The 21,000-nt window shown below is 70.9% G+C and carries 22 protein-coding genes; 18 read left to right on the top strand and 4 right to left on the bottom strand.

Annotated features, from left to right (window positions below; genetic code table 11):
• Positions 1-178: 178 nt before the first annotated feature.
• The 4 genes from AC0NH5_RS04895 (at position 179) to AC0NH5_RS04910 (ending at position 4,346) form a co-directional block, all read left to right on the top strand.
• Positions 179-1,429: a DUF6271 family protein gene (locus AC0NH5_RS04895; RefSeq protein WP_474400428.1), complete on the top strand. Its 1,251-nt coding sequence runs from the start codon at positions 179-181 to the stop codon at positions 1,427-1,429.
• Positions 1,422-1,931 (top strand): GNAT family N-acetyltransferase, encoded by a 510-nt coding sequence (locus AC0NH5_RS04900; protein ID WP_474400430.1) that lies wholly within the window; start codon positions 1,422-1,424, stop codon positions 1,929-1,931. Before AC0NH5_RS04895 ends, AC0NH5_RS04900 begins: the two co-directional genes overlap by 8 nt.
• Positions 1,928-3,097, top strand: a complete 1,170-nt coding sequence (locus AC0NH5_RS04905; protein WP_474400432.1) for an MFS transporter — start codon at positions 1,928-1,930, stop codon at positions 3,095-3,097. Before AC0NH5_RS04900 ends, AC0NH5_RS04905 begins: the two co-directional genes overlap by 4 nt.
• A gap of 223 nt (positions 3,098-3,320) precedes the next feature.
• A complete protein-coding gene (locus AC0NH5_RS04910) occupies positions 3,321-4,346 on the top strand; it encodes a hypothetical protein (RefSeq protein WP_474400434.1) in 1,026 nt (341 codons plus the stop codon).
• Here the strand turns inward: AC0NH5_RS04910 and AC0NH5_RS04915 are convergent.
• The 3 genes from AC0NH5_RS04915 to AC0NH5_RS04925 all read right to left on the bottom strand — a co-directional run bounded on the left by AC0NH5_RS04915 (position 4,339) and on the right by AC0NH5_RS04925 (position 7,127).
• Positions 4,339-4,815 carry a nucleoside deaminase gene (locus AC0NH5_RS04915; protein WP_474400435.1) on the bottom strand — a complete coding sequence of 159 codons (477 nt, stop codon included), beginning with the start codon at positions 4,813-4,815 and terminating at the stop codon, positions 4,339-4,341. The two genes, AC0NH5_RS04910 and AC0NH5_RS04915, sit on opposite strands and share 8 nt — an antisense overlap.
• A gap of 25 nt (positions 4,816-4,840) precedes the next feature.
• A complete protein-coding gene (locus tag AC0NH5_RS04920; RefSeq protein WP_474400437.1) occupies positions 4,841-5,206 on the bottom strand; it encodes an STAS domain-containing protein in 366 nt (121 codons plus the stop codon).
• Positions 5,207-5,549: 343 nt separating this feature from the next.
• A complete protein-coding gene (locus AC0NH5_RS04925) occupies positions 5,550-7,127 on the bottom strand; it encodes a pectate lyase family protein (RefSeq protein ID WP_474400438.1) in 1,578 nt (525 codons plus the stop codon).
• A gap of 133 nt (positions 7,128-7,260) precedes the next feature.
• Here AC0NH5_RS04925 and AC0NH5_RS04930 point away from each other — a divergent pair, with 133 nt between their 5' ends.
• The 11 genes from AC0NH5_RS04930 (at position 7,261) to AC0NH5_RS04980 (ending at position 17,632) form a co-directional block, all read left to right on the top strand.
• Positions 7,261-7,632, top strand: a complete 372-nt coding sequence (locus AC0NH5_RS04930) for a PRC-barrel domain-containing protein (RefSeq protein WP_474400440.1) — start codon at positions 7,261-7,263, stop codon at positions 7,630-7,632.
• Positions 7,633-7,659: 27 nt separating this feature from the next.
• Entirely contained in the window at positions 7,660-8,124 is a 465-nt protein-coding gene (locus AC0NH5_RS04935) for a Pycsar system effector family protein (RefSeq protein WP_474400442.1), read from the top strand.
• Positions 8,125-8,226: 102 nt separating this feature from the next.
• Positions 8,227-8,904: a Crp/Fnr family transcriptional regulator gene (locus AC0NH5_RS04940; protein WP_474400444.1), complete on the top strand. Its 678-nt coding sequence runs from the start codon at positions 8,227-8,229 to the stop codon at positions 8,902-8,904.
• A 152-nt stretch (positions 8,905-9,056) separates the two neighbouring features.
• Positions 9,057-9,692, top strand: a complete 636-nt coding sequence (locus AC0NH5_RS04945) for a hypothetical protein (protein ID WP_474400445.1) — start codon at positions 9,057-9,059, stop codon at positions 9,690-9,692.
• A complete protein-coding gene (locus AC0NH5_RS04950) occupies positions 9,689-11,914 on the top strand; it encodes a hypothetical protein (RefSeq protein WP_474400446.1) in 2,226 nt (741 codons plus the stop codon). The genes AC0NH5_RS04945 and AC0NH5_RS04950 overlap by 4 nt, the downstream gene beginning before the upstream one ends.
• A 16-nt stretch (positions 11,915-11,930) precedes the next feature.
• The gene (locus tag AC0NH5_RS04955; RefSeq protein ID WP_474400448.1) at positions 11,931-13,028 is read left to right on the top strand and encodes a hypothetical protein; all 1,098 of its coding nucleotides are present in this window, start codon (positions 11,931-11,933) and stop codon (positions 13,026-13,028) included.
• A 27-nt stretch (positions 13,029-13,055) separates the two neighbouring features.
• Positions 13,056-14,624: an AAA family ATPase gene (locus AC0NH5_RS04960; protein ID WP_474400450.1), complete on the top strand. Its 1,569-nt coding sequence runs from the start codon at positions 13,056-13,058 to the stop codon at positions 14,622-14,624.
• 169 nt (positions 14,625-14,793) lie between these two features.
• Positions 14,794-15,264: a hypothetical protein gene (locus tag AC0NH5_RS04965; protein ID WP_474400452.1), complete on the top strand. Its 471-nt coding sequence runs from the start codon at positions 14,794-14,796 to the stop codon at positions 15,262-15,264.
• Positions 15,261-15,479: a DUF2997 domain-containing protein gene (locus AC0NH5_RS04970; RefSeq protein ID WP_474400454.1), complete on the top strand. Its 219-nt coding sequence runs from the start codon at positions 15,261-15,263 to the stop codon at positions 15,477-15,479. Before AC0NH5_RS04965 ends, AC0NH5_RS04970 begins: the two co-directional genes overlap by 4 nt.
• On the top strand, positions 15,460-16,731 hold the full coding sequence (locus tag AC0NH5_RS04975; RefSeq protein WP_474400456.1) for a ComEA family DNA-binding protein: 1,272 nt from the start codon (positions 15,460-15,462) through the stop codon (positions 16,729-16,731). Before AC0NH5_RS04970 ends, AC0NH5_RS04975 begins: the two co-directional genes overlap by 20 nt.
• A gap of 196 nt (positions 16,732-16,927) precedes the next feature.
• Entirely contained in the window at positions 16,928-17,632 is a 705-nt protein-coding gene (locus AC0NH5_RS04980) for a 4Fe-4S single cluster domain-containing protein (RefSeq protein ID WP_474400457.1), read from the top strand.
• Positions 17,633-17,695: 63 nt separating this feature from the next.
• Here the strand turns inward: AC0NH5_RS04980 and AC0NH5_RS04985 are convergent, their stop codons facing one another.
• Positions 17,696-18,283 carry a hypothetical protein gene (locus tag AC0NH5_RS04985; protein ID WP_474400459.1) on the bottom strand — a complete coding sequence of 196 codons (588 nt, stop codon included), beginning with the start codon at positions 18,281-18,283 and terminating at the stop codon, positions 17,696-17,698.
• Positions 18,284-18,430: 147 nt separating this feature from the next.
• Here AC0NH5_RS04985 and AC0NH5_RS04990 point away from each other — a divergent pair, with 147 nt between their 5' ends.
• The 3 genes from AC0NH5_RS04990 (at position 18,431) to AC0NH5_RS05000 (ending at position 20,995) form a co-directional block, all read left to right on the top strand.
• Complete coding sequence (locus AC0NH5_RS04990; RefSeq protein ID WP_474400461.1) at positions 18,431-19,615, top strand: FAD-dependent monooxygenase; 1,185 nt, start codon at positions 18,431-18,433, stop codon at positions 19,613-19,615.
• 44 nt (positions 19,616-19,659) lie between these two features.
• Positions 19,660-20,625, top strand: coding sequence for an ABC transporter substrate-binding protein (locus AC0NH5_RS04995; protein WP_474400463.1), 966 nt, complete (start codon positions 19,660-19,662; stop codon positions 20,623-20,625).
• 193 nt (positions 20,626-20,818) lie between these two features.
• Positions 20,819-20,995, top strand: a complete 177-nt coding sequence (locus AC0NH5_RS05000; protein WP_474400465.1) for a hypothetical protein — start codon at positions 20,819-20,821, stop codon at positions 20,993-20,995.
• Positions 20,996-21,000 lie beyond the last annotated feature (5 nt).

Below are 21,000 nucleotides of genomic sequence, written 5' to 3' on the forward strand. Positions count from 1 at the left end.
TAGCCGAGCTGTCCGAGACCGATCAGTTCCGGAACCGGCGGCCACCAGCGATTTCCGGCTCTCGTCCGGATTTGGGGTTGTGACAGCACAGTTGACCTATTAGGTTTCCTCGCGGTCTGTCCGATTGGTGACGATGAATACCCGTTGTCACCGGATCCTCGCCGGGAGTGGAAACGACGTGAAGGCCTCGATCGAGGGTCGGCGGATCTGCCTGGTGGTGCCGACCAACCGGGAGTGCGCCGCCACGCTGACCGAAGTGGTCGCCGAAGCGGAGTACGCCGCCCGGCACTTCGGCGCCGAGGTGCGGCTGCTGGTCCTGGACTCCTCGGCCGACTTCGACACGCACGCCAAGGTCCTGGCCCCGGTCCCCGGTGTCCGGCACCTCGACGAGCCGGCCCAGCGCGAATTCCTCCGCCGGGTCGTCGACCGGGCCGCCCCCGCCGAGCCCGGCCTGCTGCTCGACCTGCTGCTGCCGGGCCGGCTGTCGTACGGCGCCTGCACCAACCGGGCCTTCCTGATCGCGGCCGCCCTGGGCTGCGAGTCGGTGCACCGGCGCGACTCCGACCTCTACTTCCAGACGTACGCCGAGGAGAAAGTGTTTCCGATCCATGCCGAGCTGTCCGCGCTCGGCCGGCCCGCCCGCGACGTCGTGGCCACCGAGGACCGGCTCCCCGCGGACCGCCGCGACCTGACCGTCGCGATGGCCGGCGCGTCGTTCGTCGGCGACATGTCGGTCGACATCGAGGACGTCCGCGGCCACGACGGCTATCACGACCTGGTCAGCCTCTGGGCCGCGCCGGGCAGCACCGAGGACGAGAAACGCGCGCTCGTCGAGGAGTCGTTCACCGGCAGCGCGCCGTTCGACGGCGACCACACCGTGCTGTCGGTGGTCGACCCGATGCGCGTCGACATGCACAACATCAGCTTCCACGGGCTGCACGAGCGGGTGCCGCTGCCGCCGGCCACCGACACGATCGGCAGCGATTACTTCCTCATCCACGTGGCCGACAAGGCCGGTCTGCCCGGCCTGCTGCACAACCGGCACATCGTCAACTTCCACACCGCCGAGCGCAAGAGCGACGCGGGCTTCCTGGCGTACCAGATGCGGTTCGCCAAGTTCATCCTGTCGATGTACTACTTCCACTTCATCTACCAGCGGATGACCACCGCCGATCCGGCCGACATCGCCGCGATCGTGCGCGCGAGCACCTGGCAGCCGCGCGAGGCCAACGAGGCCCAGGTGGACCGGATGGAGAAGGCGTACCGGCGGCTCGGCGGGCGGTTCACCGGCGTCGCCGACCTGATCCGGGAACGGCGCGACGAGCTGCTTCTCGAGGCCCGGCGCGACATCGAGGACCACGCGGTGCTGATCGACGCGTGGGCCGGCCTGGTGGCGGCCGCCCGCGAGACCCCGCTGCCGCATGTCTGACCGGCTCGACGTCCGGACCGCCCTGCTGCGCCCCGTCGAGGCACCCGACTGGCCCGCGATCGGTCTGCTGGAAGCCGGCACCTACGGGCCCGGTGGCCTGGCGGAGGGCGTGGAGGCGCTCCGGTCCCGGGCCCATCCGGCCACCTCGTTCGTGCTCGACCTGGACGGCCGCATCGGTGGGTACGTGCTCGCTCTCCCGTACCCCCGCCAGGTTTTTCCTGATCTCTCGCGGCCGGAGACCGGGACGCACCGCTCCACCAACCTGCACCTGCACGACATCGTGATCGACCCGGAGCTGCGCGGCCGGGGGTGGGGGAGACGGCTGGTGCGGCACCTCACCGAGACGGCGAGATCGCTGGGGTACGACCAGATATCGCTCGTCTCGGTCGGCGGCACGGCGGGCTTCTGGGCGGCCCGTGGGTTCCGCCCGCACCCGGGGGTCACCCCGCCCGCCTGTTACGGGCCGCGGGCCGTCTACATGTCCCGGGAGACCGCGCAGTGATCTCGTTCCGCCGCTCGCAGCTGTCGATCGCCGCCCTGTTCGGCGCGCTCGGTTTCCAGTACTCCACGTGGGCGGCGCGCATCCCCGCCCTCACCGACCGCCTGGACCTGTCCGCGGCCGAGGTCGGCGTGCTGCTGCTCGCCGCCGGGGCCGGCGCCCTCGTGTCGGCCCCGCTGGTCCCCGGGCTGATGGCCGGGCTCGGCTCCCGGCGCCTCGCCCCGGCCGCGGTGCTGGTCCTGATCGCGGCGCTGGCCGGCCTCGCCGCCGCCCCGAACTACCCGGCGATGCTCGCCGTGCTGCTGGTCGACGGCATCGCGGTGGGCTGCCTCAACGTCGCCATGAACGCGCAGGGCGCGGCCCTGGAGAGCCGGTCCGGCCGGACCACGATGGCCAGGCTGCACGCCACGTTCAGCGGCGGCATCTTCAGCGCCGCCCTGCTGGCCTCCGCGCTCTCCCCGCTCACCGGTTCAGTCACGGTGCACTTCACCGTTGCCGGCGCCGTGCTGCTCGCCGCGGTGCTGGCGGCCCGTCCCGCGCTGCTGCGCGAGGATCTGCCGTCGGCGCCGAAGCCGGCCGGCCGCGGATGGCCCCGCCCCACCGGCGCCGTGCTCTGGCTCGGCCCGGCCATGCTGCTGGCCACCGTCACCGAGGGCGCGGTGACCGACTGGTCGGCGCTCTACCTCCAGGAGGTCGCTCACGCCGCCGACCACCTGCTGCCGCTGGGCATCGCGGTCACCTCCGGCATGATGCTGCTCGCCCGCCTGTTCGCCGACGGCTGGCGCGACCGGTGGGGCGACCGCACCGTGGTGCTGGCCGGCAGCGCCCTCGCCGGCGCCGGCCTTGCCGGGGGCCTGCTGGCCGGCGGCGCCTACCCGGCGCTGGCCGGCTTCGCCTGCGTCGGCCTCGGCATGGCCGCCGTCAGCCCCTGCCTGTACGTTGCCGCCGCCCGGCACGGCTCGGCGGCGCTGACCGCGGCCGCGTCGATGAGCACCACCGGCCTGCTGGCCGGCCCGCCGGTGATCGGCTTCCTCGCCGATGCCACCACCCTGACCTGGGGACTGGCCGCGGTCGTGGTCACCGCCTGGCTGACCGTCCCGTGCGCCCTCGCGATCCGTTGGCGTTCCCCGGCCGCCGAGCCCGCGGGCGACCAGCTCAGCCGCGGCTGACGCCCTCACCCGTTCGAGCTAGAGCGTTCGACTGCTCCCGTCGGCCTAACGACCTTCCGCTGTGGACCATGTCGCTGCGACCTGCTCCCTGAGGCGCTCAGACCGTGCCTGACCGGCGGTTCCCAGCACCGGCGCCGGTGCGTCAAGGTGGATCGACTTCGTTGGGGCGATGTGCTTCGTTCGGGGCGATGTGCTTCGTCCGGGGCCGATGTGAGGAGGCGCGGTGCTGGGATCGATCACCACCGACGGCGTCGACGAGGTCCGGGACCTGGCCCGCCGGGGACTGCTGGCCACCACGATCACCGGCGCCTCCGGCCCGGACCGGCTGCGCCTGACCGGTGCGACGTACGCGATCGTCTGGCCGGTGGTGTACCAGCGGCTCACCCGCGGGATCGAGATGAGGCGCGGGCACCGCGGCTGTGCGGCGTCGGTGCGCCACCTCGCCGCGGACTGCCTGGACCGGTTCGAGAACGACGTCGAGGCGGTGATCGACGACGTCGCCCGCCGAGCCGGCGCACCCATCGAGAATTTGGAAGGCTGGGTCAGCAGCCGGCTCATGCCGGCCACCATCGACGGGCACCGGCGGCGCCGCGGCGAGCACGGCGCCCTGCAACGCCCGCGGGTGCCCGGCTGGCTGGCCGAACGGCTCGGCAACGACCCGTGGCTGCTCGACCTGGCCACCCAGATGCTGGTGTGGGTGGGCACCCCGAGCACGGCCGGGCTGGAGCTGTGGCCGACGGAGACCTGGGTGGTCCGGCACTGCGAACGGCACGGCGACTGGGCGGGGTACGGCGAACCGCAGGTCCAGGCGGACATCCGCGCCGTGCTGGCCGCGATGAGCAGCCGGCCGAACTGGTACGCCCGGTACGTCGAGGGCCCGCTCGGCCACAAACAGGCGCCGGTGGTGGGCACACCGCACCTCGACGGCCGGGAGGCGGCGGCACCCGTCGTGCCGGCCGACGCCCCGACCGAGACGGATCGCCTCCTCACCGCGCTGGCCCACGGCGCGATGCGGCTCATCCAGACCCGGCTGGCCCGGGGCGAGCCCGCCCGCACCGTCGTCACCACCGTTTTGGACGCTGTCTTCGGTGGGGACCTGTCGACACCGGCGGGGCGCGCGTACGACGACCGGCTCGAACGGGTGCTGCGCGACGCCACCGAGCGGGACCGCCTGGTCACGACCGTCCTGGAGATCGTCGCCGGGCAGCCTGCCGGAGAACACCGCCCTCGCCGGGCGCGGCTCAGCTGAAGCGGGCCCGATGCAGCTCGCGCATCTCGCTCTCCAGCGCGGCGGCCGGGCCGTCCACCACGGCGTTCGGCACCACCACGCTGATCGGCAGCGGCGCCACCGGCCCGGCCGGAACCCCCCACTCGGCCAGCCACGCGCCCAGCTGCGCGCTCGACACCGCATAGACGATGCGGCCCAGGCCGACCCACCCATGACTTGCCGCGCACATCGGGCAGTGCTCGCCGGAGGTGTAGACCGTCGCGCGGGAACGTTCCGCCGGGCTCAGATGCGAGACCGCCCATCGGGAGATCGCGAATTCCGGATGCCGGGTCTCGTCGCCGTCCTTCACCCGGTTGCGGTCGGCGAACAGCACCTCGCCGTCACCGGCCACCAGCACCGAACCGAACGGCTCGTCACCTACGGAGAGGGCCTCCCGCGCCAGCTCGACACAGCGGCGCAGATGGACCAGATCGATCTCGGTGACGGCCATGACCTATTCCTATCACCACGCCCGGTCAATGCGGCGTGGCCAAGAGGCTGTGCCGCGCGGCCGGGTGTGCGGGGAGCGCGGCCACCGGCGCGGTGACCCCCGCCGCGCTCAGGGTCTCGGCGACGACGCCCTGAGCGTTCACCACGAGATAGGAGCATCCGCTGCGCAACGCCGCTGTCCGGCCCTCCAGCAGGCTGCGGATGCCGGCCGCGGCGAGGAAGGTGACCCCGTCGAGGTCGATCAGCAGCACCTCGGCGCCGGGCTGCCCGGCCGCGTTCGCGATGATCAGACTGAGCGCGGCGCTGGTGTCGCTGTCGACTTCTCCGTGCACCGCCAGGCGTAGAACTCCGCCGCCCTCGGCGTGCTTGCGGACCGTGAACGGCCCCGTCATCGTGGTTCCCTCCGGTGAAACGGCCCGCTCCCATTCTGCACAGGGAGGCCCGGCCCGGTGCCGGTTACGCGAGACCGGGGCCAGCCGGGCTCCGGCGCAGCAGCCGGGCCACGCGCGGGTCCGGCGTGGAGAGCAGCATCGCCGGTGCCCGGCGAGAGCGAGGCCGACATCGCACCGATGTCAGACACGTTCTTCATTGTGGCTCGGCCCCGGATCAGGGGAGACGTGGACCGGCAGCAACAGGCCGGCGCCGGCACGGGCGACGGCTATTCGACTTCCCCATGGTTGTGCCCTCCCGCCACGACGGCGGGAGGGCACGGAGCAGGTGGTCAGGAGACGGCGGTCAGGATGCGTACGTCTCGAACTCGGCCACCCGCGGCGTCCCCGATGCGCTGGTGATCCGGAAGGTGACCTTGGAAAGCGAGGTCGGCGTGAAGCTGATGACCTTCGCACCGGTGCCCGAGGCGAGCACCGTGCTGCCGTTGAGCACCTGCCAGTTGCCGATCACGCCGGTCGCGCCGGACGCCTCACGGATGTTGATCCTCGAGACGGTCCGGGCCGAGCCCCACTTGACGTTGATGTCGCCGGTGGCACCGTTCGGCGACCAGTACGTGCTCAGGTTGCCGTCGACCACATTGCCGTAACTGGTCCCGCCGGCCTTGCTGGACCCGTCGGCGCCCGCACCGATGCTCAGGTTCGTCCCGGACGGCGGCTGCGAGGGCGAGGTGGGCGGCTGGGACGGCGAGGTGGGCGGCTGCGAGGGCGAGGTCGGCGGCTGGGACGGCGAGGTCGGCGGCTGGGACGGCGACGAGGTCACCGAGCAGCTACCGGTCGACGTCCTGATCCCCTTGTTCGCACCGGCGGTCTGGCTCACGATGTTCGGCACGCAGGAGGCGCTGTCCAGCGTGAACGGGTACGGCACGCTCACCGTCGTGGTCGACGGCATGCTCGGGCCGGCCGGGTTGTGGTCGCTGCTCTTCGCCGACCACGTCACGTTGTCCAGGATGTTCCCGCTGGTTTGCCACGTCCCGGCCTGGTCGGTGTAGAACGTGCCGAGCACGTCCTTCGAGTTCTGGAAGTAGTTGTTGTCCACCTTGGCCCGCGCGCCGGCCCGCGAGTTGATGCCCGACTCGTTGAGCTGGAAGTAGTGGTTGTTGTACATGTGCGCCACACCGCCGCGCAGCAGCGGCGTACGAGAGTCGATGTTCTCGTACTTGTTGTGGTGGAACGTGATGAAGTTGTTGCCGGTGTCGCTCTCGCTCGACCCGATCAGGCCGCCGCGGCCGGAGTTGCGCAGAATCGCGTACGACAGCGTCACGTACTCGACGTCGTCCTTCATGTCGAACAGGCCGTCGAAGCCCTCCGACTCGCCGCCGGACGCCTCCAGCGTGACGTGGTCCACCCAGACGTTGCGGACCGTGCTCTCCATGCCGATCGCGTCGCCCCCGTTGGACGTCGGCGAGCCCGACTTCTTCACGTTCCGCACGGTGACGTTCTGGATGATGATGTTGCTGGAGTTGCGGATGTGGATGCCGATCTGGTCGAACGTCGCCCCACTGCCGACGCCCAGGATCGTGACGTTGCTGATGTCCTTGAGCTCGATCACCCCGGCCGCGGTGTTGCAGCTCTCGCCGGAGACCTTCGTGGTGTTGCCGTGGTTGATCGTGCCGGACACCTGAATGGTGATCGGGGTGCTGCTGCTGGCCCGGTTGCACAGCGCCGCGTGGATCTGGGTGCCGGTGCTGGCCTGGACGGTCGCTCCGCCGGCGCCGCCCCTCGTGCCGCCGTTCTGTGTCGCGAAACCGGTGGCACTGCCCACTGCCGCCGATGCCTGGGGTGACGGCAGGGCAATCGCGATGACGCCGGCCGTGGCGGCCGTGCCCAGTGCCGCCGAGAGTCGCAGCGCGACTGATCGTCTCATCTCGCCTCACTTGTTCTCGTCATGGTTCGTTGTGGGTTCTCGTGCTTCGAACCAGCGATGGGCGCGCGGCAGCCCCAGGCCGCTTCCTTCGCTACCAGCAGGAAAGCGCTTTCCTCGTGATGACGATAGAGCCGTGTCGATTAACGCGCAAGAAACACTGGCGGGAAATTCCCGTTGGCGTCGCCGGGGCATGATCTACGCCGGCCCGGGTTGGCCGGACGGTGAGGAGGTGGCGGTCATGACGAAACCAGCCGGCACGCTCGCGCCGCTCAGCGAGACCGGCCAGATGATGGAAGGACCCAGTCAGGACATCAGGGGCCGCACCGTCATCGACGGCGACGAGGTCGGCACCGTCGCGGACCTTCTGGTGGACACCGGCGACAACACCGTACGGTTCCCGCGCGTGGAACACGGCGGCATCCTCGGCGAGCACCGCGTCGGCGGGCTCTCCGGCATCGGCTGTGAACACGTCCACAGCCGATCCTCCGTGTCTGGGCAATTCTGACTTCAGGAGCCGGACACGGAGGCGAGCATGTCGGTTGACAGGGCACTGGAACTGGCTGAAAAGCTTCTTACCGAAACCCGCGAGGAGGTCAGACGCGCCGACGCCAAGGCGATGAGCTGCCTGCAGGCCATCGGTGGCGGCGGCTTCGCGGTGTTGCTGCTGACGTCCGGTTCAGAGGCGAGTGACCGGCTCTGGTGGGCCGGCGCCGCGGTGTGGGCGATCGCGCTGCTCTGCCTGGCGGGTGCCATCGCGCCGCGGCTGCGCGGCGGCGAGCCGGCCGGGGCGATCACCTACTTCGGGCATGTGGTCCGGCTCGGGCAGCCCGCCCGGGTGCTGGAGCGGATCGAGGCCGCCGCGCCCGGTGACCTGATCGGCACGGTCACTCAGCTCTGTGCCAGCAGTCAGATCGCGATGGCGAAATTTCGATTGATCCGTGCCGCCGTGATCTGCGCGGTCGGCGCGGCGGCCCTGGTGGGAATCAGTGTGATCTGATCAATTGCACATCGGACAGTCCGAGAAGGCTATGGAGGAGTTCGCCGGCGCCCGAGTAGGGTGACGTATCCCCATTACCCAATGTTCGGACGGACCCAGGATATGAGTCTGCTCGGCCGGGATCGCCCGGTTCTGGAACTGCTGGAACCCAACGATGCCGCCGCGCTTCTCGAAGCCGGAGCGGCACGGGTCTACGCTGCCGGTGACGTGCTGATGTCCGAGGGCGAGACCGCCAAGTTCGTGATGATCCTGCGCACTGGCCGGGTGATGGTCGCCGTCATGTCGAAGGAAGGCAGCCGGCTGGTGCTCGCCCTGCGGGGGCCCGGTGACATGCTTGGTGAGCTCTCGGCGGTCGACGGCGGCTGCCACGGTGCGGGGGTGACCGCACTGGTCCGGACCTCGGTGGTGCTGGTGCCGGTCGACCGGTTCAACGAGATCCTGGCCAGGCGGCCGCGGATGGTCCAGGTGATCATGCGCTCGATCACCGGCCGGCTGCGGGACTCCGACTCGCAGCGGAGCGTGCTGGCTTCGGCGTCGCTGCTGCAGCGGGTCGCGCAGACGCTCATCGAACTGGCTGACCAGGCCGGCCGGTCGTGCCCTGAGGGCACGGAGATCGACATCCCGTTGCCGCAGCATGACCTGGCCGCCTTGATCGGCGCCACCCGCGAGGGGGCGGCGAAAGCGCTCCGCGTTCTCCGGGAGCAAGAAATTGTGATCACGAAACCGCGCCGGATAGTGATCGCCGATCGCGAACTGCTGAAGTCGATCGGCCAACTGTAAACGGGTTCACATCGGCCGGGACAGTGGTGTGGAACCGTCGTGAAGACCGCACGACAGGGCGAGGTGACATGGACGACGAAGCTGTTCATCACACCACTTTCATGATCGATGTGCAGAATTCCGGATCGCTTCCCAACCCGGGGAAACTTCGGATGCGCGCGGCACTGCGGTCGGTGCTCGATGAGGCGCTGGCCGTCGCCGGCATCACGGAGGGTGTCCGGCTCGAGGACCGTGGCGACGGCGTTCTCGGGACGCTCACCGCCGACGTCCCGAAGGCCCGGCTGGTGGGCCGGGGAGTGGAAGGACTGTTCCAGGCGCTGGGCGGTGATCGGTCCGGTATCCGGCTGCGGATGGGCATCCACGGTGGTGAGGTGCACCGGGACGCCTGGGGCATCGCCGGGTCAGACGTGGAGCTGCCCTGCCGGCTGGCCGACGCCGAGGCGGCGCGCGAGGTGCTGGCGGCCGCGCCGAGGGCCCGGCTCGCCGTCCTGGTCTCCGAGCCGATCTTCGACTCGGTCGTCCGGCACGGCGGCCCCTATCTCTTTCCGGAGCAGTTCACGCAGGTCACTGTCCGCGTCAAGGAGACGAACCGGACGGCATGGCTCTACGTGCCCGGCTACAGCACGCCCCCGGCGCGGCGGCAGCCGGTCGCACCCGAGGCGAGGAAGAAGACGAAGGAGAAAGCGAAGACGCCCCAGCAGCAGGGCGACTCTTACGTCACCACTTTCAAGAACACCACGCACCGCGACATGCACATCGGCCCCTCCTTCGGATCGGACGGCCGATGACCGCCGGTGAAGAGCCGGTCGCTGCCGGCCCGGGACCCGCCGCCGCGGAGCCGGCACCCGCGAGCGGCCCGCCGGGTGCCCCCGAGCCCTCGTCCGCGGACCGTCCCACCGGCGACGCCACCGCTTCGCTCGGCGAGAATCCGTTGCTCGACCAGAACGAGATGTACCAGACCGGTCTCCGGTACCTCGGCGTGGGGAACACCGCCTTCGTCGACGGTAGCCGCATCGCCGACCTGCAGATCGGCACCCGCATCGTCAACAACTTCCCGACCGGCGGCGGTCGCCTCGGCGCTGGACCGGTCCGGGACGGCGTCATGGCGTGGACCCGCGCCACGTACGTCCGGGTGGACGAGTACGACGAGTTGCTGAACCTTCTCAGCGACCTGCACGTCATCGTGCTGCGTGGGCGGCCGGGTGCGGGGTGCTCGACCACCGGCCTGCACCTGCTGGACGCCGTCGTCGATGGTCAAGTCGCGCGGCTCCCCGACGACCGGACAGTGGAGCAGGTCAGCGAGGGCGACATCAAGAATTCCTGGGGATACCTCATGGAGGCCGATGGCGAGGCTCTCCGCGAGATGCACCTGGACCGGCTCGCCACCATACTGCGCGACAAGAGCGCCTACTGCGTCGTGATCGTCGAGCTGGACCCACTCCGGTCCGACACCCTGGGCGGTTACGCCCGCGACCACACACCGCCCGACATCCGGCAGACGATCGCCGCCCACATCCGGGAGGCGCTGCGCGACACCGGCGACCCGGAGCTCATCGCCCGGATTCAGGGCCTGGCGGAGCAGCCGGAGATCCTGCGGACGCTCGGACCGAAGCCGTACACCTCGGAAGCGGTGGAACTCGCCGAGGCGCTGGCGTCACACGGTCGAGACAAGATCACCTACGACGAGGTGCTGCTGCGCGCCGGGCAGGTGATCGAACGGCAGGTGGTGAAATGGTTCACCTGTCTTCGCGTCCCGGACGCCGGTCCCGGCACCACCTATGAACGCGAGGTGCGGATCAGCAGCCTTCGCATCGCCCTCGCGGTTTACAGCGACGCGCCGTACGACGTGGTGGTGGAGGCCGCGGACAAACTCGCCGATCAGCTTCTCGAGGCCACCTCCTCGCTCCGTCAGCGTCGGCGACCGACCTTCGCCGCCGACCGTGGCAGCCTGCTCGCGGAGTTGCGATGCCGTCAGGTGGAGGGCGTGACCCTGGTGGACGGCGTCGGGGTGCCGTCGCCCCACGTGCTGTTCGAGGATGACAGATACCCGTACGCGATCTTGACGTACCTGTGGAAACACCAGCACCACCACCGCCCGGCCCTGATCGCCTGGTTGAAGGAGCTGGCCGAGGATCTGCGCACCGTCGTCTGGGTGCGCGCCTCCCAGGCTCTGGGCGTGCTCTGCCCGCTCGACTACGGGTACGTGCTGCGGAAGCTGGTGCTGCCCTGGGCGGACGCCACCGACCGGAACGACCGGATGGCCGGAGCCTTGGTGCTGGCCCTGGCGGCGAGCGACGAGCGGATCCGCCCGGCTGTGGTGGCGCAGCTCCGTCGATGGGTGCGCGGCGACAACGACCGCCTCCGCTGGACGGCGGCTCTGGCGCAGAGCCGGGAACTGCGGCTGCTCCCCGTCGATGAAACCCTCGACAACCTCCGCATCGTCGGCACCTGGGCGGCCGCACACGGCGAGCGTGGCGGCGACTCGGACGAACTCGCCCAGGTTGCTAGATGGAGCGTCGCCCTGCTGTTCACGAACGGGGCCGTCCGCCCGGTGCTCACCCATCTGCGGGCCTGGCTCGACGAGCCGCGGTACGGGTTGCGTGACCTGGCCCTGTGGTGCGTGCTTCAAATAATGTGGGTGCGCTCCTACAACGTCTGGACCCCGGTCGGCAGCGGTGTCCCCGAGGCGCAGGGACGCTGGCCGCTGATCCTCACCCTGATCGAGCAGGAACCGGACCTGGCCGAGGACCTGGCCGACATGGTGTGGCAGACCTTGCTCGGCAGCCCGTCCGAGATCACGGCCCTCTGGCTGCTGAAGCGCTGGATCCGGGTGGCGGAGAGGGATCCGGCGTGCCTGTCCGCCCTGGAGGCCTTCCTGCCGTTGCTCGTCGACTCGGTCCACGCCCGCGAGCGGCTCTCCTACCTCGTCCGCGGTATGCGCGTCGAGTGGGTCGATCCGCTCGACCCAGGGACCGCGGACCGGATCGAGAAGGCCATCAACCGGATCTGAGAGAAGGAGCGCCGGCATGCAGCCGTCCGATTCCCGGCCCGACCGAGACGATCAACCGAAGAACAAGGCCTCGTCCGTGCAGCAGAACGGGCGCGACAGCGCGGAGGCGCGAACCCGCCCGGCCAAGCCGGCCCGGCCCGCGTGGTCGCGTCGCCTGTGGTGGGAGTACCCGGTGAGCCGCTGGTATCTGTTGCGAAACCGGCCGCGCGCCCGCGCCGCGACGGCGCTCGTTTTCGCCACCCGGACGGGTGATCTGTTGTACTTCGCCGCCGGCCGTCAGCCGACCTACGGCGAGTTGTTCTGGTCGTCGGCCCAGACTATGTACCTGGTCGACACGGGCCGGCACCGCAGGGCGGTGGCCGCGAAGCTGCCCAGCCTCGGCAACAAGTTCGAGTTCAGCGCGGACGTCCTGCTCAACTGGCAGGTGATTCGCCCGGTCGAGGCGGTGCGCCAGAACGTCGCGGATCCCGCTGCTGACCTCACCCTGTCAATCATTCATGAGCTGCGGTGCGTCTCCAATCAGTACCCGATCGGCGACCCGGCCGCCGCCGAGGCAGAGCTGAACAGCCACCTGCAGATGCGTTCGGCGAAGGCCCGGGTCTTCCTGGAGAGCGACGCCCTCACCGACGCGGCTGCCGAGGCGGAGCACCTCCCCGGAGTCGCCTACGGCGTCCTGCTCACCGCGCGGGTCGCCCTGCGGGCCGACAAGGAGACCGTGAAGCAGGAGCTGACGGCCGCCCGGATCAGGTTCTACCGGACGATCATCGAAAGCGGCGAGATCGACACCTTCGTGCTGCAGGTCGCGCAGAACCCGGACGAGGCGTCGGCGGTGATGGACGCCATTCGTGCCGAGGCGGCGACCCACCGCAAGGAAACCATCGACTTCGTCAGCCGGCTCGTCGACTCGGGCGCCATCTCCGCCTACCGGATCGAGGACCAGGTACGCGAGGCGCTGCAGTGGCTCAAGGCCGGCACCGACCGGGTGATCGGCAAGACCGGGACGCCGCCGGGTGGCATACCGCGGCGCAGGCGTGCCGGGTCCACGGTGACACCAGCGGCCACAAATCTCCCCACCGCGGAACCGCGTGGCCCGGACCCGGGGGAACAGCGCTGACCACCGCCCGGCCCGTACCATGCGCGGGTGGAGAGGTCGTTCGCGGAGACGTTCGCGCAGCTGTTGAAGGCCCGGTTCCCCGTGCTCTACCTGGAGACCTACGAGGAACAGCGGGCCATGCACCACCTCGTGGGCATCGCCGGCGACGCCGCCGCCGTCCGGGTGCCGCGCGCCGTCTGGTCGTGGACGCTGACCGGCGGCCTGATCCAGCCCGACGGCGGCGTGCGCGCCGGTGCGCAGCGGGCCACCGACGCGCTCAAGGCGGTGCAGCGCATCGACGAGCCGGCCGTCTTCGTCTTCCGCGACCTGCACCCGCTCTTCGCGCAGAACGCCGAAGTGGTCCGGCTGATCCGCGACATCGTCCAGGCGTTCCGGGCCGGTCGCAGCCCGCGGACCCTGGTGCTGCTCTCCCCGGTGCTGGACCTGCCGGCCGAACTCACCAAGGACGTCACGGTCGTCGACTTCCCGCTGCCCGGGCCGCTCGAACTGCGCGGCCTGCTCGACGCCATGGTCCGCGGCAACACCGCCTCCGGGCGCCTGCGGGTGGCGCTCGACGAGGCCGGGCGGGAACGGTTCGCCACCGCGGCGGCCGGCCTGACCATGCAGGAGGCGGAGAACGCGTACGCCCGGGCGATGGTCAACGACGCCGTGCTGGACCTGGCCGACCTGGAGATCGTCCACGACGAGAAGCGCCAGACCGTACGCAAGTCAGGTGTTCTGGAATTTCTGGCCGGCGACACCGTGCTCGACGATGTCGGTGGCCTGGAGAACCTCAAGGCCTGGCTGGTCAAGCGCAACGGCGCGTGGCTCGACGAGGCCGCCGAGTACGGCCTGCCCGCACCGCGCGGGGTGCTGATCACCGGCGTGCCCGGCTGCGGCAAGTCGCTCACCGCCAAGGCGGTGTCCAGCGCGTGGAACCTGCCGTTGCTGCGACTCGACGTCGGGCGGGTCTTCGCCGGGCTCGTCGGCTCCAGCGAGCACAACATGCGCACCGCGCTGCGCACCGCCGAGGCCGTCGCCCCGTGCGTGCTCTGGGTCGACGAGATCGAGAAGGGGTTCGCCGGTGGCGCGGCGGGCGACTCCGGCACCGGCGCGCGCGTCTTCGGCACCTTCCTCACCTGGATGCAGGAGAAGCGCAGCCCGGTGTTCGTCATCGCCACCGCCAACGACTTCGACGGCCTGCCACCGGAGTTCCTGCGCAAGGGCCGCTTCGACGAGACGTTCTTCGTCGACCTGCCGAGCCGCTCCGAGCGGATCGCGGTGTGGCGGGTACACCTCGGCCGCGCGATGCGGCACCGCCTCGCCGCGGGGGAGCTCCCGGTGAGCGAGGAGCTGTTCACCGAGCTGGCCGGTCTGACCGAGGGGTACTCCGGTGCCGAGATCGAGCAGGCCGTCGTCGCCGGCCTGTTCGACGCCTTCTCGGAACGCCGGCCGCTGCGGCGCGACGACCTGGTCCGGGCGGTGATGAGCATCGTGCCGCTCAGCGTGACGCAGGCTGAGCGGCTCGACGCCCTGCGGGGGTGGGCCCGGAACCGGGCCGTGTCGGCTCGCGCCACCGACGACTGGGACCTGACCAACCGGCCCGGGGGCGCGTAGGCGCCGTTCGAGGGGATCGGGCCGGCCACCGGGGTCGCTCGGCCCACCCGGTTGTGCCGGGCGGGGGATCGGGCCGGCCACCGGGGTCGCTCGCCGGCCCGGTTCTCGCACCCCCGTTGTCGCACCCTCCCGATAAGGTGTGGCCACTGCGAGCGAGCGGGGTGTGGGGATGAGCGTTTCACTGTTGCTGGTGCCGTTGGCGATGGCCGGGGCGGCCACCGTCCAGGCCGTGGCGGCCCGCAAGGCCGACGGCCGGCAGATCTGTCAGGTGCAGACCCGGATGCGTGATGTGACCCTGCTCCAGGCCGCCCTGGCCGACACCGGCGCAGCCGTCACCACGGGCCCCGCCGCGGGCTCCGCCGGCGGCGACTCGTTGACCGCGACCTGGGCGGAGGCCGCCGCGACCTTCACCCGCGACGCCGACGGCATCTGGGCCGCGCACGTCACCGGCGCCGACCAGGCCGGTGCCGTGCAGTTGATGACCACGGTCGACGAGGCCTACGGGCGACGGGTCCAGCAGGCCGTCCTGGAGCGGCTGCGCACCCAGGCGCCCGCCGCCGGGCTGCGGCTGGAGTCCGAGTCGGTCGAGCAGGACGCCGCCGTGCGCCTGGTCTTCGAGGTGGAGCGGGAGCGGGCATGACCGACAGGCCCCGGATCGTGGTGACCGTCGGCGCCGACGGCCAGGTGCGTGCGGAGACCGTCGACATCGCCGGCGAGCGCTGCCTTGATTACATCGCGGTGCTGGAGGACCTCATCGACGGCCGGGTGCACGACAGCGCCTACACCGCCGACTACACACGTGAGGTCCAGCGCGCGCGGGAACAGGACGTGAATCGTGACGTGGACCCCGCCTGACCCGGCCGGCCACCGCACCGAGCCGGCCTACCCGCCGCCGGGTCACGGTCACCCGTCGGGTCACGGCCAGCCGACGCCGGGGCACGATCACCCGCCCGGCAAGGGTTATCAGCCGCCCACGCACAACTATCAGCCGCCGGTGCAGCAGGGCGGCCGGCCGCCGGTGCAGGGCTATCAGGCGCACGGCCAGGCCTACCTGGCGCCGGAGCAGGCGCTGCCCCCGTTTCCCAGCCCGGTGCCGCCCGGCGGCCAGCCGCCCTACCCTCAGCCGCCGCACTCGCAGGCGGGCCTCCAGTCCACACCGACCGGTCCCGCGCGGTTGTCATGGCGTGTGGCTCACAGCGCGTGGCTGGTCGCCCCTCTGCTGCCTTTCGGGTGCCTGTCCGCGACCGGCTTCCTCTATGTCGGCGTGCGCGCCCGCCGTCCCGCCTGGGCGATCGCCGGGGTGCTCTACAGCGTCGTGACCAACGTCTGCTTCTTCTTCGGCGCGGAGGGCGCGGAGGGCTCCGCCCTGCAGAACATCTGCTACACGATCATGTTCCTGCTGTGGCCGATCAGCGTGGTCCACGCCTTCATCATCAACGGCTCGTGGCTGCGCTGGCGTGCCGCCCACGTGCCCTGGTATTCGCAGGGTCAGCCGGTGCCCTGGACCGGCCCGGCGGCTCCCGTCGCCACGCCGCTGCCGCCCCAGCTGCAGGACGTGGTCCCGCCTCCACACCAGTTCTACGGCGGTGTTGCGCCCGGCTCCACCGCTGATGGTCCGCAGCCGAGCCGCACCTTTGATGGTCCGCCGCCGAGCCCCGCTTACGACCCGGCCTTTGGAGGTCCCGCGCCCAGCCCTGCCGACCACTCGTCCGGGCCTGGTGCAGCATCCGCATCACCGGTGGGGCCGCCTTCGCCGCCTCCGGTTCCGGCGCCGGACCCGTTTCCGGAGCGGGCCTCCACCTGGACACCGTCGCCGTTGCCGTCGCCCCAGCCTTCCGCTGCGGCGTCGACTTCCGGCCTGATCGACGTCAACACCGCCACGGAGCAGGAACTGGCCGCGGTCCCCGGCCTCGGCCCGGAACGAGCCGCCCGGATCGTGGCGGCCCGGCATTCCCGAAGTGGATTCCACGGTCTGAGCGAGGTCGCCGCGGTGGCCGGACTCGCGCCGCACGAGTTCGTCGCGGTTCGCGATCGGCTGACGTGCGAGCCGCCGCCACCACCCGACGCGGGCGAGCCCTCACCCTTCGGCCGGATAGTCGATGTCTGAGCCGCTTCCACCCGATGGCTCGGCGCTGTCGCGTGACCCGTCCCCACCGGACGGCGCGGCGCCGACCGGAGGGCCGCCGCCGGCGGGCGGTGCGGCCGTCGGAGCGGTGCCGGCCGTCGGAGCGGTGCCGGCCGTCGGAGCGGTGCCGGCTGGTGGAGCGGCGTCCGCTGTTGAAGTGGTGCCTGGTGGCGGAGCGATGCCGCGTCTGGAGATGGTGCCGGCTGATGGGCCGCTGCGGGCCGGGCTGCGCGGGGCTGCGATTCCCCGGGGTGAGCCGGGGGCTGTGCGGGTGGCTCGGTTCCTGGAGCGGACGACCGCTGAGGGGCCGGGCGAACGGACCGCCGTCTGGGTGCAGGGCTGCACGATCCGGTGTGCGGGCTGCTTCAACCCACACCTGTTCGGCGTGCGTGGTGGCACCCTGCTCCCGCCCGCGGAGTTGGTCGACCGTGTGCTGGCCGGCGGCACTCCGGGTCTGACCCTGCTCGGAGGTGAACCCTTCGAGCAGGCGGCCGGCCTCGCCGCGGTGGCCGCCGGGGTGCGGCGGGCCGGACTTTCGGTGATGACGTTCACCGGCTACGAGTACGAGCATCTGCGGCACCTTGCCGACTCCGGCCGGGACGACATCGCTGCTCTGCTCGACGGCACCGATCTGCTGGTGGCCGGGCCGTACCGTCAGGACCTTCTCGACCATGAGCGGCCGTGGGTGGGTTCGACGAATCAGCGATTCCTCCACTTGAGCGATCGCATCGCCGCGGGTCCCTACGACGTGGCCGTCGATCCGGACCGCCTGGAGGTGCTGGTCTCTGCCTCCGGCACCGTCTCCGTCAACGGCTGGGCCGATGCCGACACGCTTGACGCCCTGCTGGCCGATCTTCCGGCCCGCCGCGGACGCCCCACCTGACCAGCGCTGTGGCATCGGAATGTTCGTCAGCCCCACGCGGAATGGGTGCGTGGGCAGGGGTGGTCAGGTGGGGACCACTGGAGAACTGTGCAGGCCGGTGCGGAGGCTGCCGACGCCGTCGCGGTCCAGGTTGTAAGAGATGTGGCCGCCCGCGCTCCAGCCGCCTGTCTGCCGGGACAGGCGGGAGGCGGTGCGACTGCAGGTGAAAGTGCCGCTCTCGGTGGTGTTGACCTGAGCTGCCAGGTCGCAGACCTCGTCGGCCTCGGGCAGGCCGTCCTTGCGGAGCGCGTAGTGGACGTCGAGCTGATCGAACTTACGGTTGCCGTCGACGGCGCTGTCGCCGCCGTCGATCCAAGCGACGTGGGCGTACGCGCTGCGGGACGGTGAACCGTGCGAGATGCAGAGCCGCACCTGGAGAACCGTGTTGAAGCCCGGCGTCTCGTATTCGACACGCTGCGGCGCGCTGCACGTGTCAGCGGCCTGCGCCGGTGCACCCGCCGTCGCACCGGCGACGGCACCGGCCAGAACTCCCGCGACGGCCACCGCCCGGACAGCCACGGCTCGGACGACTGCGGCTCGAACAGCCTGAGCTCGGCCGGTCACGGCTGCAACGGTCGCTGCCTCGGCGAGCAGGCCGGACATTGCTTTCATAGTTCGTACCCCCATTGTCCTGATCGTGCCCGCGGTGACGCCCGCGCGGGGCCCGAATCAGGCAAACGGCGGCATTGCTCGTACCTCTGCCTGCGGGGTGTCAAAGACCCGGCAGCGAGCCGGCGGCGCGGCGGGCAGCATCGGGCCATGACCGAGGTCGCGGTGATCGGTGCGGGAATCGGCGGTCTCAGTGCCGCGCTGTGCCTGCTTCGCGCGGGTTTCGAGGTGCGCGTCTTCGAGCAGGCGGCGCGGCTCTCCGAGGTGGGCGCGGGCGTGCAGGTCAGCCCGAACGCGTCGCGGATCCTGCACCGGCTGGGGCTGGCAGAGCCGCTCGCGGCGACCGGGGTCAAGTCGCTCGCGTGGCATCAGCGCAGGTGGGACGACGGGCGGACGCTGTTGCGGGCGCCGCTGGCGGAGGCCTTGGAGGCGACGTACGGGTTCCCGCACTACCAGATGCACCGGGCTGATCTGCTCGGGGCGCTGGTCGCGGCGCTGCCGCCGGAGCGGATCCATCTCGGACATCGCCTGGTCGGGATCGAGCAGGACGCGGAGTGGGTGGAGGCCCGGTTCGCGGGTGGGCAGCGGGTGCGGGCCGATGTGCTGGTCGGTGCGGACGGCATCCATTCGGCGGTGCGGCAGGCGGTGTTCGGGGCGGATCAGGCGCGGTTCACCGGGTGTGTCGCCTATCGCGGCGTGGTGCCGGCGGAGCGGCTGGAGCATCTCGGGCTGGAGGTGACCGCGCAGATCTGGCTGGGGCCGGGGCGGCATTTCGTGCACTACTTCATCAGGGGGCGGCGGCTGGTCAACTTCGTCGCGGTGATCCAGCGGGACCGGTGGACCCGGGAGTCGTGGACCGATCGCGGTGAGGTCGGGGACGCGGTGGCCGCCTATGCGGACTGGCATCCGCAGGTACGGGAGATCATCGGGGCGGCGGACGAGACGTACACCTGGGCGTTGTTCGACCGGCCGCCGCTGCCGCGCTGGTCGGCGGGGCGGGTGACGCTGCTCGGCGACGCGGCGCACGCGATGCTGCCGTTCATGGCGCAGGGCGCGGCGCAGGCGGTCGAGGACGGGGCGGCGCTGAGCGCGGTGCTGGGGCAGCTGCCGCCGGTTGCGGCGCTGCGCCGTTACGAGGAGGTACGCCTGCCGCGTACCGCCCGGCTGCAGGAGATGTCGGCGGGCAACAAGACCCGGTTCCACCTGCCGGACGGGCCTGCGCAGCGGGAACGCGACGCGCAGATGGCGGCCGGGTCGCAGGCGTGGTCGTTCAACGCGCTCGGCTGGCTCTACGAGCACGACGCGGGGTTGACCGTGGACAGCTCGCGTACTTAGGTTTCGGGGGAGACTGTGAATCGATCTTGATGGATGGGGTTTCGATGCGACGACGATCCATCGTGGCGGCGCTCGCCGCGGCCGTGCTGGTGCTGGCCGCCTGCGGGGACGACGGCGCGGACGACCCCGCGCCCGGCGCATCCGGGCAGCTCGACAGGGTGAACGTCGGCGTCATCGCCATCGTCGACGTCGCCCCGATCTATCTTGGTCAGGCGAAGGGTTTCTTCCGTAATCGTGGGATCGATCTGACGCTCACCACCGCGCAGGGTGGCGCGGCCATCGTGCCGGGCGTGCTGAGCGGGCAGTTCCAGTTCGGATTCAGCAACGCGATCTCGCTGATGCTGGCGCAGGGGCAGAAAGTGCCGATCAAGGCCGTGGTCAACGGCAACAACTCGACCGGGGTGGACGGCGCCGACTTCGGCGCGCTGTACGTCAAGGCGGACAGCCCGATCAAGTCGCCGAAGGACCTGGCCGGCCGGACAGTGGCGGCGAACACGCTGAAGAACATCGTCGAGACGACGGTGAAGGCCTCGGTGAAGAAGGACGGCGGTGACGCGGCCGCGGTCAAGTTCACCGAGCTGCCGTTCCCCGACCAGGTGCCGGCGCTGGAGGCCGGCCGGGTGGACGCGATCTTCGTCGTCGAGCCGTTCCAGCAGACCGCGATCGCGGCCGGCGCCCGCCGGATCGCCTCGCCGTACGTGGACGCGGCGCCGAACCTGACCGTCGCGATGTACTTCACCTCGCAGCAGCTGCTGACCGGCGATCCCGACCTGGTCACCCGGTTCACCGAGGCGATGAAGGAATCGCTGGCCTACGCGGACGGGCAGCCCGACGAGGTGCGCGAGTCGCTCGGCACATACACCAAGATCCCGCCGGAGACACGGGACGCGCTGATCCTGCCCCGGTGGCCGGCCGAGGTGAACCAGGCGTCGATCGAGACGCTCGGGCAGCTGGCGGTGGCGGACGGGCTGCTGAAGGAACAACCGGACGTCGCGGCGTTGCTGCCGTGAGTGGCACCGGATAACTAGGCCCTGTTTCGTAGAGGATGGCTGGGCTGCGGCGTGGCCCAGCCGCCGTCTGGGTGTGCGGCGCGGGCGCCCAGATACCGGGGTTGTATCTGGGTGTTCGCGACGTGCGGCCAGACGACACCTGGACCTCGCCTCGCTCCTGCCCCCTCTACGAAACAGGGCCTAGGCTGGCCACGTGACGATGCCGGGGCGGATTGCGTACTTCGTCGTCCTGCTGTTCCTGGCCGTGCTGAGTTTCTCGGTCCGGCTGGACCTGTGGGTCAGTCTCGTGGTGGCCGTGGTCGCGATGACGTCGGTGTCGTGGTTGGAGATGGTGTTGTCGCGCAGGCGGGAGACCGCCGTCCCGGAGTGATCTGC

This window comes from Actinoplanes sp. 13, from assembly GCF_056134165.1.

Bases quoted from the DNA above. Each gene is read 5' to 3' on its own strand.
- AC0NH5_RS04900 (WP_474400430.1), top strand. From the start codon at position 1,422: ATGTCTGACCGGCTCGACGTCCGGACCGCCCTGCTGCGCCCCGTCGAG.
- AC0NH5_RS04915 (WP_474400435.1), bottom strand. From the start codon at position 4,815: ATGGCCGTCACCGAGATCGATCTGGTCCATCTGCGCCGCTGTGTCGAG.
- AC0NH5_RS04920 (WP_474400437.1), bottom strand. From the start codon at position 5,206: ATGACGGGGCCGTTCACGGTCCGCAAGCACGCCGAGGGCGGCGGAGTT.
- AC0NH5_RS04925 (WP_474400438.1), bottom strand. From the start codon at position 7,127: ATGAGACGATCAGTCGCGCTGCGACTCTCGGCGGCACTGGGCACGGCC.
- AC0NH5_RS04935 (WP_474400442.1), top strand. From the start codon at position 7,660: ATGTCGGTTGACAGGGCACTGGAACTGGCTGAAAAGCTTCTTACCGAA.
- AC0NH5_RS04940 (WP_474400444.1), top strand. From the start codon at position 8,227: ATGAGTCTGCTCGGCCGGGATCGCCCGGTTCTGGAACTGCTGGAACCC.
- AC0NH5_RS04945 (WP_474400445.1), top strand. From the start codon at position 9,057: ATGCGCGCGGCACTGCGGTCGGTGCTCGATGAGGCGCTGGCCGTCGCC.
- AC0NH5_RS04950 (WP_474400446.1), top strand. From the start codon at position 9,689: ATGACCGCCGGTGAAGAGCCGGTCGCTGCCGGCCCGGGACCCGCCGCC.
- AC0NH5_RS04955 (WP_474400448.1), top strand. From the start codon at position 11,931: ATGCAGCCGTCCGATTCCCGGCCCGACCGAGACGATCAACCGAAGAAC.
- AC0NH5_RS04965 (WP_474400452.1), top strand. From the start codon at position 14,794: ATGAGCGTTTCACTGTTGCTGGTGCCGTTGGCGATGGCCGGGGCGGCC.
- AC0NH5_RS04970 (WP_474400454.1), top strand. From the start codon at position 15,261: ATGACCGACAGGCCCCGGATCGTGGTGACCGTCGGCGCCGACGGCCAG.
- AC0NH5_RS04980 (WP_474400457.1), top strand. From the start codon at position 16,928: ATGCCGCGTCTGGAGATGGTGCCGGCTGATGGGCCGCTGCGGGCCGGG.
- AC0NH5_RS04985 (WP_474400459.1), bottom strand. From the start codon at position 18,283: ATGAAAGCAATGTCCGGCCTGCTCGCCGAGGCAGCGACCGTTGCAGCC.
- AC0NH5_RS04990 (WP_474400461.1), top strand. From the start codon at position 18,431: ATGACCGAGGTCGCGGTGATCGGTGCGGGAATCGGCGGTCTCAGTGCC.
- AC0NH5_RS04995 (WP_474400463.1), top strand. From the start codon at position 19,660: ATGCGACGACGATCCATCGTGGCGGCGCTCGCCGCGGCCGTGCTGGTG.